Genomic DNA, 13476 nt, shown 5'->3' with positions numbered 1-13476 from the left:
GGTTTCGACGCGAAGTTAAGTTGAATGCCTAATGCAGGTTAATGCGGATCAGGGCAGCAGCAGCCCCGCCAGCGCCGCCGACATCAGGTTGGCCAGGCTGCCCGCGATCAATGCGCGGATGCCCAGCTTGGCGATCATCGGCCGCTGATTGGGCGCCAGGCTGCCGGTCGCGGCCATCTGGATCGCGATCGAGCTGAAATTGGCGAAGCCGCACAGCGCGAAGGTGATGATCGCCACGGTACGCGGCGCCAGTTCGGTCATCGTCCCCAAGTCGATGAACGCCACGAATTCGTTGAGCACCACCTTGGTGCCGAACAAGCCGCCGGCCTGCAGCGTCTCGTTCCACGGCACCCCGATCAGATACATCACCGGCGCGAAGACCGTGCCGATGATCTTCTGGAAGCTGAGGTTCGCGAACCACTGCGCCCATTCGGCATTGCCGCTGGCATAGACGATCCAGTTGCCGGCACCGCCCAGCAGCCCGTTGGCCAGCGCCACCAGCGCCACGAAGGCGAGCACCATCGCGCCCACCGCGACCGCGATCTTGACGCCGGTCGACGCGCCCATCGCCGCGGCCATGATCAGGTTCGCGGCTTTCTCTTCCTCCAGGTCATGCTCGGCGACCTTGATCACTGCCGCCTCGGGATCGTCGCCGAGCGGGAGCTCACCCGCGGCCAGGACGAGCTCGTCGGGCATCATGATCTTGGCCATCAGCAGCCCGCCGGGCGCCGCCATGAACGAGGCCGCGAGCAGATAGGGGAGCGACGCCGGGCCGAGCAGGCTGGCATAGGCCGCCAGGATCGTCCCCGCGACGCCCGCCATGCCCACGGTCATCACCGCGAACAGCTGCGAGGGCGTGAGCCGCGCCAGATACGGCCGGATCACCAGCGGCGATTCGCTCTGCCCGACGAAGATGTTCGCCGCCGCGCACAGCGATTCGACCTTGGAAGTCCCCACCACCTTCTCGATGCCGCCGCCGATCCAGCGGACGACGAACTGCATCACCCCCAGATGATAGAGGATCGAGACCAGGGCCGCGAAGAAGATGATCACCGGCAGCGCCGCGATCGCGAAGCTCGTGCCGCCCAGCTCTGGCCGGGCGAGCGGGCCGAACAGGAAGGCTGTGCCAGCCCCGGCATAGCCGAGCAGGGCGGAAACGCCGTTCGACAGGCTGTGCAGTGCCGCTTGCCCCCAGGCGGTTCGCAGAACCAAGACCGCGATTACGACCTGCAGCAGGAAGGCAGAGCCCACCACGCGCAGTTTGATCGCGCGCTTGTTCGAAGAAAGCAGGAAGGCGATGGCGAGGATCGCCAGGATGCCGAATATGCCGATCGGAAACTGAGTCATCCGCTAGGTCGTGCCCCCCGGCCGGCGGACGAAGAGGTGCCGGCGAAAGCGGAAACATACACGCTGATCGCCCCGTGGCGATAGCGCGCAGCTATCTTTCGCGGTGCGATATTTCCCGCTAGCCTCCCGCGATGGAAACCCGCCCCCACATCACCCGCTCGCTTTTCTTCCTCTCGATCTTCTACGGCGGCATGGTCTGCATCGCCGGGGTGCTCGGCAACAAGCAGGTCTCGCTCGGGCCGATCTCGCAGATCGGCAATTGGGTGGGGGTCGGCCCGCTCGCGGTCGAGGCGGGCATCTTCGCCTTCCTGCTGCTGGTCGCGGTGTCGAGCGCGGTAGCGGAACTGCACGGGCGTGAGACCGCCAATCGGCTGGTCATATTCGGCTTCGTGCCGCTGATTATCTCGATGCTGCTCTCCTGGCTCGTCTGGTATCTGCCGGCGTCACCTGGGATGCGACCTGAAGCGAGTGACTCAATCCAATATGTGCTGGGCGCCACCTGGCGGATCTGGGGCGCGGGGATCGTCGCCTACGGCGTGTCGCAGACGCTCAACGTCACCATCTTCAGCGCGATGCGGTCGGGCGGGGGCAAGTTGCTCTGGCTGCGCGCGGGCGTGGCGGGCGTGCTCAGCCAGATCGTCGACACGCTGATCTTCGTCACTTTGGCTTTCTACAATGAATTCCCAATCGGGCCGCTGCTCGTCGGCCAGATGCTTGCCAAGGTGGTGCTGAGCGCGCTTCTTGTGCCCGTGCTGATCTATTTCTTCGTTGCGCTGGGCCGCTCGCTCGACGGCCGCCGCGGGCTGTAAGGCGGCCCATCAGAAAGGCGTGCGATGTTTGATTATTTCCTGGGGGCGCTCCCCCACTTCCTCGCTTATTTCGCCGCCGCTGTCGGCCTGGCGGTCGCGTTCCTGTTTCTTTACGTGCAGATTACCCCGCACCGCGAAATCGCGCTGATCCGCGACGGCAATGTCGCCGCCGCGACCCAGCTCATCGGCACCTTTCTCGGCTTCTCGGTGCCGGTCGCAGTGGTCATCGCGCATTCGGTGAGCATCCCCGACATGCTGCTGTGGGGCGCGGTCGCGGCGCTCGTCCAGCTGGCGGTGTTCTTCCTGATCGCGCGGCTGCTGTTCCGCACCATCTCGGATCATATCGCCGACGGCTCGGTGGCCTCGGGGCTGTTCGTCGGCGGGATCAGCCTGGGGGTCGGCATCCTCCAGGCCGCCTGCATGGTGCCCTGATGCGCAAGCAGCTGACCCTGACGACGGCGATGGCCGCGGGCCTGCTTGCGCTGCCGGGCTGCGCCTCGCAGCAGAATGAGTGGGACGACGTCGTCGCCGAGCAGGACACCGCGATCTGCGTCGACAAGGAAGGCAAGCGGGTCGAGGACAATAGCTGCGCGCCGCGCAACGCCACGGGCAATTATGGGGGCGGCAGCGCCATGACCAGCGCCTTCCTCTGGTATTATCTCGGCCGCAACATGGCGATGCCTTATTATGGCGAGTCGGTGAATCGCGGGCGATATGCCGGCCAGGGCTCCTATCAGCCGCGCCCCGGAGTCAATTATGCCCCCGCGCCGCCGACGTCGCGCATGACGCGGTCGCAGGCGGTGCGGCGCGGCGGCCTGGGCTCTAGCGCACGCAGCTTCGGCGGCGGCAGGTCCTAGCCGCGATGGAGCGCCACGACCTCCGCCCGCGCGATGACTGGCAGGCGCAGGTCGAGGCGCAGGGGCTGATCTGGCACAGCGAAGGCAGCGAACCCTATTGGGACGAAAGCGGCTACTACGCCTTCGGTCTCGACGAGATCGAGCGGATCGAGGTCGCGAGCGAGTCCGTCCACCAGCTACTGGTCAAAGCCGGCGATCGCATCGTCGCGCAGCCCGAGATCATGACGCATTTCGGCATCCCCGATTTCTGCCACCAGCCGATATGCGACGCCTGGCAGAGCGGCCCGCCCGCGCTCCATTATGGCCGCTTCGATTTCGGCTATGACGGCCACGGTGAGCCCAAGCTGTTCGAATTCAACTGCGACACGCCTACGTCGATGCTGGAGGCGGCAGTGATCCAGTGGGACTGGAAGGAAGCCTGCTTCCCCCAGCTCGACCAATATACCAGCCTGCATGAGAAACTGATCGCACGCTGGGCGGCGCTGCGCCCGCCGCTGCCTGGCGGGCGGCTATGGTTCACTCATAGCGCCGATCCGAGCCATGAAGACACGATCACCACCACCTATCTGCGCGATCTCGCCGAGCAAGCGGGGCTCGAGACGCATGCCGTGGTGATCGACGATATCGGCCTCGATGCCGACGGCCGCATCGTCGATGCCGACGATCAGCTGATCGGCGCGCTCTTCAAACTCTATCCGTGGGAGTGGATCGTCGAGGAGGATTTCGGCGCCGACATCGTCCGCCATCTGGACGACACCATCTGGATCGAGCCGATCTGGAAGATGCTGTGGAGCAACAAGGCGATCCTCGCGCTGCTGTGGGAGATGTTTCCCGACCACCCCAATCTTCTCCCCGCCTCGTTCCGCGCGGAGGATGTCGGCCCGAACTATGTCGCCAAGCCCTTCCTGGCGCGCGAGGGCGCCAATATCGAACTGGTGCGCGGCGGCGAGACGATCGCCCGCAGCGGCGGCGAGTATCTGGGCGGCCAGATGCTCTACCAGCAGCTCTATCCCTTGCGCGATTTCGGCAAAGGCTATCCGGTGATCGGCGCCTGGGTGGTCGATGGCGAGGCGGCGGGGATGGGCATTCGCGAGGACGGGTTGATCACCGGCAATCGCGCGCGCTTCGTGCCGCATGTGATCCGCTAAACCGTTGCCGGTGGTTCGCACACGCCTTAAGGGCGCGAAATGACCGACAACGCACCCGATCCGGCGCTGCTCGCCAAGGCCGAGACCCTCACCGAGGCTCTGCCCTATCTCCAGCGCTATGCCGGGGCGACCTTCGTCGTCAAATATGGCGGCCACGCGATGGGCGATCCCGAGCTCGCGCGCGATTTCGCCGAGGATGTCGTGCTGCTCCAGGCGGTCGGCATCAATCCGATCGTGGTCCATGGCGGCGGCCCCCAGATCGGGGCGATGCTCAAGCGGCTGGGCGTTGAATCCAAGTTCGTCGGCGGGCTTCGGGTGACCGATGCCGAGACCGCGCGAATCGCCGAGATGGTCCTCGCCGGCTCGATCAACAAGGAAATCGTCGGCTGGATCGGCCAGGCCGGGGGCAGGGCGGTCGGCCTTTCGGGCAAGGACGCCCAGCTGGTCACCGCGCGCAAGGTCGAGGGCCGCGAGCCCAATCCCGATTCGGCGATCGAGCGCCATGTCGATCTCGGCTTCGTCGGCGAACCCGTCCATGTCGATCCGGCGATCCTGAAGTCGCTCTCGGCGCAGGGCTTCATTCCCGTCGTCGCGCCGATCGCGCTGGGGGCCGACGGCCACACCTATAATATCAACGCCGACACGATGGCTGGCGCGATCGCCGCGGCGTGCGGCGCGGCGCGCTTCTTCCTGCTGACCGACGTCGCCGGCGTGCTCGACAAGGCCGGCGATCTCCAGACCGATCTCGATCCGGCGCGGATCGCCGAATTGAAGGCCGACGGCACGATCTCGGGCGGGATGATTCCCAAGGTCGAGACCTGCGTCGCCGCGGTCGAGGCCGGGGTCGATGCCGCGGTCATCCTCGACGGGCGCGTGCCCCATGCGATGCTGCTCGAAATCTTCACGCGGCGCGGCGCCGGAACGCTCGTCCACGCCTGAGACTTGCCGCCCCACGGGGCTTTCCTATATCCCGGACGCACGCGCCACTCGGAGACTGTGTTGAACTCGTTCCTGATCATGCTCCTGCAGATCGTCCAGCTGCTGCTGACGGTCTTCACCTTCATCATCGTCGCGCAGGCGATCCTGTCGTGGCTGATCGCGTTCAACGTGATCAACACGCATAACGAGTTCGTCCGCTCGCTGTGGAACGGGCTCAAGGTGATCACCGAGCCGGTCTATCGGCCGATCCGCCGGGTGCTCCCCGATTTCGGCGCGCTCGATATATCCCCGCTGATCGTGCTGCTGATCCTCTATATCCTCAACAACTTCTTCATTCCCTGGCTGATCGTCCAGATCGCGAGCGCGGGCTACGCCGGCTGAGCCTGGCTCCGCCCGACCGCATGGTTCGTCATCCCGGCGGAAGCCGGGATCCAGGTTTACTCTGCTAAAACCTTCGCCACTCTCGATCCGGGCTGCGTCGGGACGACGGTAAGATTGACGAAGCCACCCCCACCTGGGGTTCAATCCCCGTCATTCTCCCTCTAAGAGAAGCGCCATGAGCGCTGAACTGATCGACGGTAAGAGTTTCGCAGCCGGGCTGCGCGCCCGCGTGGCCGAGCATGTCCCTGCCTTCCAGAAGGTGACCGGGAGGGTTCCCGGCCTCGCCGTGGTGCTGGTCGGCGAGGATCCCGCTTCCGCGGTCTATGTCCGCAGCAAGGGCAAGGCCACCCGCGAAGCCGGGATGGAAAGTTTCGAGCATCGCCCCGCCGCCAACGTAAGCCAGGCCGAGCTGCTCGCTTTGGTCGACACGCTCAACGCCGATCCCGCGGTCGACGGCATCCTCGTGCAGCTTCCGCTGCCGAATCATCTCGACGCCCAGGAAGTCCTGCTCCGCATCGATCCCGACAAGGATGTCGACGGATTTCACCCGGTCAATGCCGGCCGCCTCGTCACCGGGCTCCCCGGCTTCGTGCCCTGCACCCCGCTCGGCTGCCTGATGCTGCTCGAAGACCGGCTCGGCGATCTCTCGGGGCTCGACGCCGTCGTCGTCGGCCGCTCGAACATCGTCGGCAAGCCGATGGCGGCACTGCTTACCGCGAAGAGCTGCACCGTCACGATCGCCCATTCGCGCACCCGCAATCTGCCGCATTATCTGCGTCACGCCGACATTGTCGTCGCGGCCGTGGGCATCGACCATTTCGTGCAGGGCGATTGGCTCAAGCCGGGCGCCACCGTGATCGACGTCGGCATCAATCGCGTCGACGGCAAGCTCACCGGCGACGTCGATTTCGATAGCGCGGCCTCGGTCGCCGGCGCGATCACCCCGGTGCCGGGCGGGGTCGGCCCGATGACGATCGCCTGCCTGCTGCGCAATACGCTGGTCGCCGCGCACCGCCGCGAAGGCGTGCCGCTCGACGAGCGCGCGATTTGATCGAACTGTTCATCTCTTCGCTCGCCACCTTCTTCGTGGTGATCGATCCCCCCGGCTGCGCGCCGATCTTCGCGGGGCTCACCACCGGCGCCGATGCCGCGAACCGCCGCGCGATGGCGATCCGGGCGGTGTTCGTGGCGTCGATCATCCTGATCGTCTTCGCCTTGTTCGGCGAAGTGATGCTGCGTGCGCTCGGCGTCAGCCTCGATGCGTTCAAGATCGCCGGCGGCATCATGCTGTTCCTGATCGCGCTCGAAATGGTGTTCGAGAAGCGCACCGAGCGGCGGGAGGACCGGGCCGAGAAGGTCCGGGCGGAAGAACCTGCCGACATCTCGATCTTCCCGATGGCGATGCCGATGATCGCCGGTCCCGGCTCGATCGCCGCGGTGATGCTGCTGATGTCCAAGACCAATGGCGTCGCCAGTTCGGCGGTCGTCCTCGCCGCGATGGGCGTGATCCTGCTGCTGACGCTGGTCGCCTTGGTCGCCGCCGGGCCGCTGATGCGGCTGGTCGGCGCGCGGATCGAGGCGGTGATCTCGCGCGTGCTCGGCGTGATCCTCGCGGCGCTCGCGACTCAGTTCGTGATCGACGGGATCAGGGCAAGCCTGGTCGCCGGACGGGCGGCGTCGGGGCATTGATTTCGGGCAGATCGTAGCGGATCCGCCAGAGCCGGAAGGGCGATTTGGCCGGCAGCGCCACCGGCTCGAGCCAGTTGGGCACCTGCCCGCGATAGAGCTGGCCAAAGAAACCCTTGGGGCTACGCGCCCGATAGACCGTGGTTTCGTTCATGTCCGGGCAGACCAGCAGATAGTTGGCGCCATGCTTCGCCGCGATCGCACGGAACGCAGCGGCCGGCCCGGTAAACGCCTTGTGCACGTCGAGGATTGCCTGGCCGTTGCGATGATAGGGCCCGGCGACGGCATTGTGGTGCGTCGTGACGATCAGCCGCGGCCCCATGTCGACATGCGTAAAAAAGGTGGAGGCGGGGATCGCGTTTAGCGGTTTTAGCGAGGTGATGCGCGCGCATGCGGCATTGGCGCGCGCGCTCTTGTTCGACCCCGCCTTTGCCGCCTTTTCCGCTGGCAGATAGGGGAGCACCAGCCCGGCAAACAACCCGGATACCAAGAGGAATGCCGCCGCCGATCCCAATACGCGCACCAGCATCGACGATCGCCGCAGGAACCAGGGCACCACCAGCCAGACCAGCGCCGTCGCCCCCGGCACGCTCAGCATCTGTGCCGCGGGCCCTGCGCGAACCTGCCACAACAGCATCGCGCCGGCGAAGGTCGTGAACAAGGCGATCGCCGCCCAGGCCACCGCCGCCTCGGTCCGCCGCGCGCGCCAGGTGGCAACCAGCGCGCCGAGGATGCCGATGATCGGCAGCACCGCGAGCGAGAAGCCCGTATTGCGCGGGTGCTCGTAGATCGGCTTGGCCTCGCGGACATTGTTGAGCCAGATATTCGCCAGCTCGTCGGAGACCTGCTCAGGCCGGCCCAGGCATTGCGGGAAGAAGAAGACGAACGCCGCGACGATCGCCGCGCCCGCTGCCGCCGCCAGCGCAAACCGCACCCATCGGCTGTCGGCGCGCACCAGCGACAGCGCGAACAACAGGCTGCCCGTCGCCATCATCACGCTCAGCCACACCGGCGTCAGCGCGTCGCAGCGCATCACCTGGTTGGCGTTGGAGGCGAACAGCGCAAAGCCGAGTGCCGATCCGCCCGCCAGCGTCAGCCCATGCGCCGCCAGGCGCGGGGCATCGCTGCGGTTCCAGATCCAGCGCAGCACGATGATCGCATCCGCCATCGCGCAATAAGGCAGCATCTCCAGCCCGATGGTCAGGGAGACCGCGCTCGACACGCCCACCGTAGCGCCACCGCGCGCACGCTTGGGATCGGCCAGCCCCGCCACTGCCATCGCCAGGCAGGCGAGCTGCCAGCCATGATGGTCGATCCGCATCGGCGCATACATTTGCAGCGTCGAGGCGCAGCCCATCAGGATGATCATCGCCACCGGCCAGGCATAGGGCGCGACCAGCCGGCGGATCGTCAGCGTTAGGCCCGTCATCGTGATCGCCAGCGGCAGCAGCGGCGCGATCCCGCACGCCCAGCGCTCGGCGGCGGCGATGCCGAGGAACGGCTTGAGCAGCAGGATCAGCCCGGCGATCGGCAGGTCGACCAGCCGCGACCAATGGATGTCGAACCCGCCATTCGCCGGATCGAGCCGATACTGGCGCAGATCGTACCAGCCCTGCCCGGCGAGCAGCGCGCGCACCTGCATCAGCCGCATATTGTCGTCGGTATCCCCCAGCACGAGCCAGTGGATATTGCCCTGCCGCTGGACGAGGAACCAGGCGACGACGCAGCCCCAGAAGACGAGCATCCACCCCAGCCAGCGCCGGTCCAGTTCCTGATCGAGGCGGAAACCGCCGAATGCGCCGAACTTCAAAATCGCTTCCCTCGCTCCGTCGTCCGCATTAGGGCGGCGGCTTGCGCAAGGGCAAGCAGGACTAGTGGCGGCTTTACGGTATCGCGTTGAAACTTTGATGGCGAGCGGCCTGCTCGGCCAGCTGATCCGCTTCGGCATCAGCGGCGGCATCGCCACTGCGGTCTATGCGCTGGTCTATTCGCCGCTCGCCAAATATCAGATCACCACGCCTTCGATCGCCAATCTTGCGGGCTATTTCTTCGCGATGATCACCGGCTATTTCCTCCACAGCTATTGGAGCTTCAAGGGACATGGCGAGGCCAATGTCGCCAAGACCGGCAGCCGCTTCTTCGCGGTCAGCCTGGTCAGCCTGGGGCTCAACAGCCTCTTCGTCTGGGTGCTGACCGAGGATTCGATGTTCAACGGCGATTGGTGGTGGCCGCTGATTCCGATCCTGTTCGTAACCCCGCTCGTCACCTTCGCGCTCAATCGCCTCTGGGTATTCGGATAAGAGATGGATCGCATCGTCTATGAACGCATGGCCGCGCACGACACCACCCATTGGTGGTACCGCGCCCGCCGCGACATCCTCGCCGATTATCTGACGCGCTGGGGCGGGCTTCCCAACGACTCGCGCATCTTAGAAATTGGCTGCGGCACCGGGCATAATCTCCCGATGCTGGCCCAATTCGGAGAGATCGACGCGATCGAGATCGACGAGACCGCGCGCGAGACCGCCAGCGCCCGTCTCGGTAAACCGGTCGGCACCTCGCCCTTGCCCGAACTGGAGGGCGTCGAGCCCGGCAGCTATGATCTCGTTGCCGTGCTCGACGTGGTCGAGCATGTCGAGGACGACGTCGCCGCGCTCAAGGCGATCGCCACCGCGCTGAAGCCCGGCGGCAAGATCCTCATCACCGTCCCCGCGCACCAGTGGATGTGGAGCGCGCACGACGTGGTGAACCACCATAAGCGCCGCTATTCCAAAGCCACGCTGCTCGCCGCGCTCGCCGCCGCCGGCCTCGAGCCCCGGAAGCTCGCCTGGTTCAATTCGCTGCTCTTCCCCGCCGCCGTCGCCGCGCGCTTCGTTGGCAAGCTCACCGGCAAGGACGACAGCGACGATTCGCCCCCGCCCAAGGCGCTGAATGCGATCTTCGAGCGCATCTTCCGCCTCGAGCGGCACTTGGTCGGCCGCGTGCCGCTGCCCCCAGGCCTTTCGCTGATCGTGCTGGCGGTGCCGAAAGCCTAGCCCTCGGCACTCTCGCTTCGAACTGCCTGCGGCGAAACGCTAACCGGCCCCGAATCCTCGAAGCGATAGCCCAGCGAGGCGTGCCCCCGCACCGGCCCGGCCACGTCGGCGACGATGTACAAGGGCCGCCGCTTCGACTCGACATAGAGCCGCCCGAGATATTCGCCGATCATCCCCAGCACGAACATCTGCACCGCGCCCAGCACGACGACCACCAGCATCAGCGAGGTCCAGCCCGGGATCGCCCGCCCGAACAGCCAGCCGACCAGGATATAGAGCACCAGCAGCAGCGATGCACCGGTCAGCACCAAGCCGACATGGCTGGCAAAGCGCAGCGGCGCGGTCGAGAAGCCGGTAATCGCGTCGAGCGCGAAGCGGATCATCTTGCCCAGCGGATATTTGCTCGTCCCCGCCACGCGCTCGTGCCGGTCATAGACGAAGGGCACCTGGCGAAAGCCGATCCACGCCACCATTCCGCGGATGAAGCGCGCCTGCTCGGGCAGCGACAGGAAGGCGTCGAGCGCGCGCCGGGTCATCAGCCGGAAATCGCCGGTGTCGAGCGGGATCGGCGTATCCGTGATTCGATCGAGCGCGCGATAGAAGATCGCCGCGGTCAATTTCTTGAAGATGCTTTCGCCCTCGCGCTTGCGCCGCACTGCATAGACGACGTCCGCCTCCTGCGCTGCCATCGCCGCGCGCATCTCGCTCAGCAATTCGGGCGGATCCTGCAGGTCGGCGTCGATGATCAGGATTTCCTCGCCGGCGCACAGATCCAGCCCTGCGGTCAGCGCAAGCTGATGGCCATGGTTGCGCGACAGGTTGATCGCGACCAGCCGCGGATCGCTCGCCGACAGCCGCTGCATCACTTGCCAGCTCGCATCGCGCGAACCGTCGTTGATCAGGACGATCTCATAATCATCGCCCACCGCCGCCCGCGCCGCCGCCGAGACGCGCGCGTGCAGCATCTCGAGGCACGCCTCTTCATTGTAGCAGGGAATGACGACGGAAAGCTTGGGACGCTGCATGCCGCGCTGTGTAGCGACGCCCCGTGCCGCCGTCGAGGCGGGCGTAGGCAGGGCGCGCGATATCCCTTTGCCACGTGGCAGAAGGAGAACCTAAACCCGATCCGCCGAGCTAACCGCGTCCGCTGCCCGGATCGCCGCTAGCAACCGCACCAGATGCGCCGCATTGCGCACCTCAAGGTCGATCGTGTTCGTGTGGAACGTCGTGTCGCGATTATCCAGCCGCAGCCCCAGGATGTTCGCCTTGTGCTGCCCGATCAAGGTCGCGATCGCGCCTAGCGCGCCGGGCTCGTTCTTCAGCGTCACTTCCACTCGCGCCACGCCGCCCTCGGCTTTGTCGCCCCAGCTGAGGTCTACCCAATCCTCTTCGTCGGTGTCGGCCAGCCCGGCGCAATCGATTGCATGGACTTCGATCGGCGCGCCGGCCCGGCGCACCCCGACGATGCGGTCGCCGGGCACCGGGTGGCAATCGGGGGCGAGGTGGAACGCCACACCCGGAGTGAGGCCCTTGATGTCGATCGCCGCGCTTTGGGAAGGCATCTCATGGTCGTTGCCCTCGGCTGATCCGGGCATCACCGCTTCCATGACCTGCGAATCGGTCAGCTGGCGGCGGGCGATCGCCTCCATCAGCGCCGCCTCGTCGGGCAGCTTCAGCCGCTTGAGCGCGTTGACCAGCGCTTCGGGCGCGGCCGGGGTGGGGAGGCGCAGCAATATGTCGTCATAGAGCTTGTGCCCCAGCCGGACCGTCTCGTCGCGCTCCTTGTGGCGGATGTGGCGGCGGATCGCCGCGCGCGCCTTGCCGGTAATCGCGAAGTTGAGCCAATTGGCCTGCGGTTCCTGTGCCTTGGAGCGCAGGATCGAGACCTGGTCGCCCTGCTCGATTTCGGTGCGCAGGGGAACGACGCGACCGTTGATCTTGGCGCCCACCGCCTGGTCACCGAGATTCGAATGGACCGCATAAGCGAAATCGACCGGGGTCGCGCCCTTGGGCAGCTGGATCAACTCGCCTTTGGGGGTGAAGGCGAAGATGCGATCCTGATACATCGCCATGCGGGTATGTTCGAGCAGCTCTTCGGGGCTGTCGGCATGATCGAGGATTTCGATCAGGTCGCGGATCCAGCTCACCTGCGTGTCGGGCCGCACCGCGTCCTGCTTGTATGCCCAGTGCGCCGCTAGCCCATATTCGGCCTGCGCGTGCATGTCCTGCGTGCGGATCTGGATCTCGATGCGCATATTCTCGGCGTGGATCACAGAAGTGTGGAGCGAGCGATAGCCGTTGCGCTTCGGCGTCGAGATATAATCCTTGAACCGCCCCGGCACCATCGGCCAGCGGCGGTGGATCACGCCCAGCGCGCGATAGCATTCCTCCTCATTCTTCACCGTAGCGCGGAACGCCATGATGTCCGAAAGCTGCTCCAGGCTGACATGGCGTTCGGACATCTTGCGCCAGATCGAATAGGGATGCTTCTCGCGCCCGGTCACTTCTGCGTCGATGCCGTTTCGGCTGAGCAGCAGCTTGAGCCCGGAGGAGATTTTGGCGATCCGGTCGACGCCCTCGGTCTTAAGCGCCTCGAGCCGCTTGGTGATCGATTCGAACGCCTCGGGCTCGAGCTCGCGGAAGGCGAGGCTCTGCATCTCCTTCATGAACTCATACATGCCGATCCGCTCGGCGAGCGGGGCATAGATGTCCATCGTCTCGCGGGCGATACGCTTGCGCTTTTCCGGATTCTTGATGTGGTGGAGCGTGCGCATATTGTGCAGCCGGTCCGCCAGCTTGACCAGCAGCACGCGGATATCGTCCGACATCGCGAGCAGGAATTTGCGCAGATTTTCCGCCGCGCGCTCATTCTCGGTCTGGGCTTCGATCTTGGAAAGCTTGGTGACGCCGTCCACCATCCGCGCGACATTGGCGCCGAACAGCCGATGGATCTCCTCGGGCGTGGCGACCGTATCCTCGATCGTGTCGTGCAGGATCGCGGTGGCGATCGTCTCGGCATCGAGATGCAAGTCGGTCAGGATGCCCGCGACTTCGATCGGATGGCTGAAATAGGGATCGCCAGACGCGCGCTTCTGGGTGCCATGCGCCTTTACCGAAAAGACATAGGCGCGGTTGAGGAGCGCTTCATCGGCATCGGGGTCGTAGGACAGGACCCGGTCGACAAGTTCATATTGACGCAGCACAGTGCCTAAATGGGCACCCGGCGCGCTGCATTGCAATGATTTAGTGGGAGGACCGCACTTCTTCCGCCCTA

General features: G+C 65.6%; 14 protein-coding genes. 10 read left to right on the top strand and 4 right to left on the bottom strand.

Annotated elements, in window-relative coordinates:
• Nucleotides 1–48 precede the first annotated feature (48 nt).
• Nucleotides 49–1347, bottom strand: a complete 1299-nt coding sequence (locus OKW87_RS10125; RefSeq protein ID WP_265539154.1) for a NupC/NupG family nucleoside CNT transporter — start codon at nt 1345–1347, stop codon at nt 49–51.
• A 131-nt stretch (nt 1348–1478) separates the two neighbouring features.
• Between OKW87_RS10125 and OKW87_RS10120 the strand changes: the two genes are divergently transcribed.
• The 8 genes from OKW87_RS10120 to OKW87_RS10085 all read left to right on the top strand — a co-directional run bounded on the left by OKW87_RS10120 (nt 1479) and on the right by OKW87_RS10085 (nt 7170).
• Nucleotides 1479–2156, top strand: a complete 678-nt coding sequence (locus tag OKW87_RS10120; protein ID WP_265539152.1) for a queuosine precursor transporter — start codon at nt 1479–1481, stop codon at nt 2154–2156.
• Nucleotides 2157–2180: 24 nt separating this feature from the next.
• Nucleotides 2181–2588: a DUF350 domain-containing protein gene (locus OKW87_RS10115; protein ID WP_265539151.1), complete on the top strand. Its 408-nt coding sequence runs from the start codon at nt 2181–2183 to the stop codon at nt 2586–2588.
• The gene (locus OKW87_RS10110) at nt 2588–3013 is read left to right on the top strand and encodes a hypothetical protein (RefSeq protein ID WP_265539150.1); all 426 of its coding nucleotides are present in this window, start codon (nt 2588–2590) and stop codon (nt 3011–3013) included. Before OKW87_RS10115 ends, OKW87_RS10110 begins: the two co-directional genes overlap by 1 nt.
• A 5-nt stretch (nt 3014–3018) precedes the next feature.
• Nucleotides 3019–4161 carry a glutathionylspermidine synthase family protein gene (locus tag OKW87_RS10105; RefSeq protein WP_265539148.1) on the top strand — a complete coding sequence of 381 codons (1143 nt, stop codon included), beginning with the start codon at nt 3019–3021 and terminating at the stop codon, nt 4159–4161.
• 39 nt (nt 4162–4200) lie between these two features.
• Nucleotides 4201–5100, top strand: a complete 900-nt coding sequence (argB, locus tag OKW87_RS10100; RefSeq protein ID WP_265539146.1) for an acetylglutamate kinase — start codon at nt 4201–4203, stop codon at nt 5098–5100.
• Between the two features lie 60 nt (nt 5101–5160).
• A complete protein-coding gene (locus OKW87_RS10095) occupies nt 5161–5481 on the top strand; it encodes a YggT family protein (RefSeq protein WP_443025048.1) in 321 nt (106 codons plus the stop codon).
• A gap of 175 nt (nt 5482–5656) precedes the next feature.
• Nucleotides 5657–6532 (top strand): bifunctional methylenetetrahydrofolate dehydrogenase/methenyltetrahydrofolate cyclohydrolase FolD, encoded by an 876-nt coding sequence (gene folD / locus OKW87_RS10090; RefSeq protein ID WP_265539144.1) that lies wholly within the window; start codon nt 5657–5659, stop codon nt 6530–6532.
• Nucleotides 6529–7170 carry a MarC family protein gene (locus OKW87_RS10085; RefSeq protein WP_265539142.1) on the top strand — a complete coding sequence of 214 codons (642 nt, stop codon included), beginning with the start codon at nt 6529–6531 and terminating at the stop codon, nt 7168–7170. The genes folD and OKW87_RS10085 overlap by 4 nt, the downstream gene beginning before the upstream one ends.
• On the opposite strand, the gene OKW87_RS10080 is transcribed toward OKW87_RS10085, so the two are convergent.
• The gene (locus tag OKW87_RS10080) at nt 7127–8911 is read right to left on the bottom strand and encodes an AcrB/AcrD/AcrF family protein (protein ID WP_265544084.1); all 1785 of its coding nucleotides are present in this window, start codon (nt 8909–8911) and stop codon (nt 7127–7129) included. The two genes, OKW87_RS10085 and OKW87_RS10080, sit on opposite strands and share 44 nt — an antisense overlap.
• 163 nt (nt 8912–9074) lie before the next feature.
• Between OKW87_RS10080 and OKW87_RS10075 the strand changes: the two genes are divergently transcribed.
• Together OKW87_RS10075 and OKW87_RS10070 are read left to right on the top strand one after the other, a co-directional pair.
• Nucleotides 9075–9467: a GtrA family protein gene (locus OKW87_RS10075; protein ID WP_265539140.1), complete on the top strand. Its 393-nt coding sequence runs from the start codon at nt 9075–9077 to the stop codon at nt 9465–9467.
• Between the two features lie 3 nt (nt 9468–9470).
• Nucleotides 9471–10202, top strand: a complete 732-nt coding sequence (locus tag OKW87_RS10070) for a class I SAM-dependent methyltransferase (RefSeq protein ID WP_265539138.1) — start codon at nt 9471–9473, stop codon at nt 10200–10202.
• On the opposite strand, the gene OKW87_RS10065 is transcribed toward OKW87_RS10070, so the two are convergent.
• Nucleotides 10199–11227 carry a glycosyltransferase family 2 protein gene (locus tag OKW87_RS10065; protein WP_265539136.1) on the bottom strand — a complete coding sequence of 343 codons (1029 nt, stop codon included), beginning with the start codon at nt 11225–11227 and terminating at the stop codon, nt 10199–10201. The two genes, OKW87_RS10070 and OKW87_RS10065, sit on opposite strands and share 4 nt — an antisense overlap.
• 90 nt (nt 11228–11317) lie before the next feature.
• On the bottom strand, nt 11318–13405 hold the full coding sequence (locus OKW87_RS10060) for a RelA/SpoT family protein (RefSeq protein ID WP_265539135.1): 2088 nt from the start codon (nt 13403–13405) through the stop codon (nt 11318–11320).
• Nucleotides 13406–13476 lie beyond the last annotated feature (71 nt).

This window comes from Sphingomonas sp. M1-B02, assembly GCF_026167525.1.
Taxonomy (GTDB): domain Bacteria; phylum Pseudomonadota; class Alphaproteobacteria; order Sphingomonadales; family Sphingomonadaceae; genus Sphingomonas.
This window is presented reverse-complemented; position numbering and strand designations above follow the sequence as displayed.

Excerpts from the sequence above, each read along its gene's own strand:
- argB (WP_265539146.1), top strand. The coding sequence starts at position 4,201 with ATGACCGACAACGCACCCGATCCGGCGCTGCTCGCCAAGGCCGAGACC.
- OKW87_RS10075 (WP_265539140.1), top strand. The coding sequence starts at position 9,075 with ATGGCGAGCGGCCTGCTCGGCCAGCTGATCCGCTTCGGCATCAGCGGC.
- OKW87_RS10070 (WP_265539138.1), top strand. The coding sequence starts at position 9,471 with ATGGATCGCATCGTCTATGAACGCATGGCCGCGCACGACACCACCCAT.
- OKW87_RS10125 (WP_265539154.1), bottom strand. The coding sequence starts at position 1,347 with ATGACTCAGTTTCCGATCGGCATATTCGGCATCCTGGCGATCCTCGCC.
- OKW87_RS10080 (WP_265544084.1), bottom strand. The coding sequence starts at position 8,911 with ATGCTCGTCTTCTGGGGCTGCGTCGTCGCCTGGTTCCTCGTCCAGCGG.
- OKW87_RS10115 (WP_265539151.1), top strand. The coding sequence starts at position 2,181 with ATGTTTGATTATTTCCTGGGGGCGCTCCCCCACTTCCTCGCTTATTTC.
- OKW87_RS10065 (WP_265539136.1), bottom strand. The coding sequence starts at position 11,227 with ATGCAGCGTCCCAAGCTTTCCGTCGTCATTCCCTGCTACAATGAAGAG.
- folD (WP_265539144.1), top strand. The coding sequence starts at position 5,657 with ATGAGCGCTGAACTGATCGACGGTAAGAGTTTCGCAGCCGGGCTGCGC.
- OKW87_RS10105 (WP_265539148.1), top strand. The coding sequence starts at position 3,019 with ATGGAGCGCCACGACCTCCGCCCGCGCGATGACTGGCAGGCGCAGGTC.
- OKW87_RS10120 (WP_265539152.1), top strand. The coding sequence starts at position 1,479 with ATGGAAACCCGCCCCCACATCACCCGCTCGCTTTTCTTCCTCTCGATC.
- OKW87_RS10110 (WP_265539150.1), top strand. The coding sequence starts at position 2,588 with ATGCGCAAGCAGCTGACCCTGACGACGGCGATGGCCGCGGGCCTGCTT.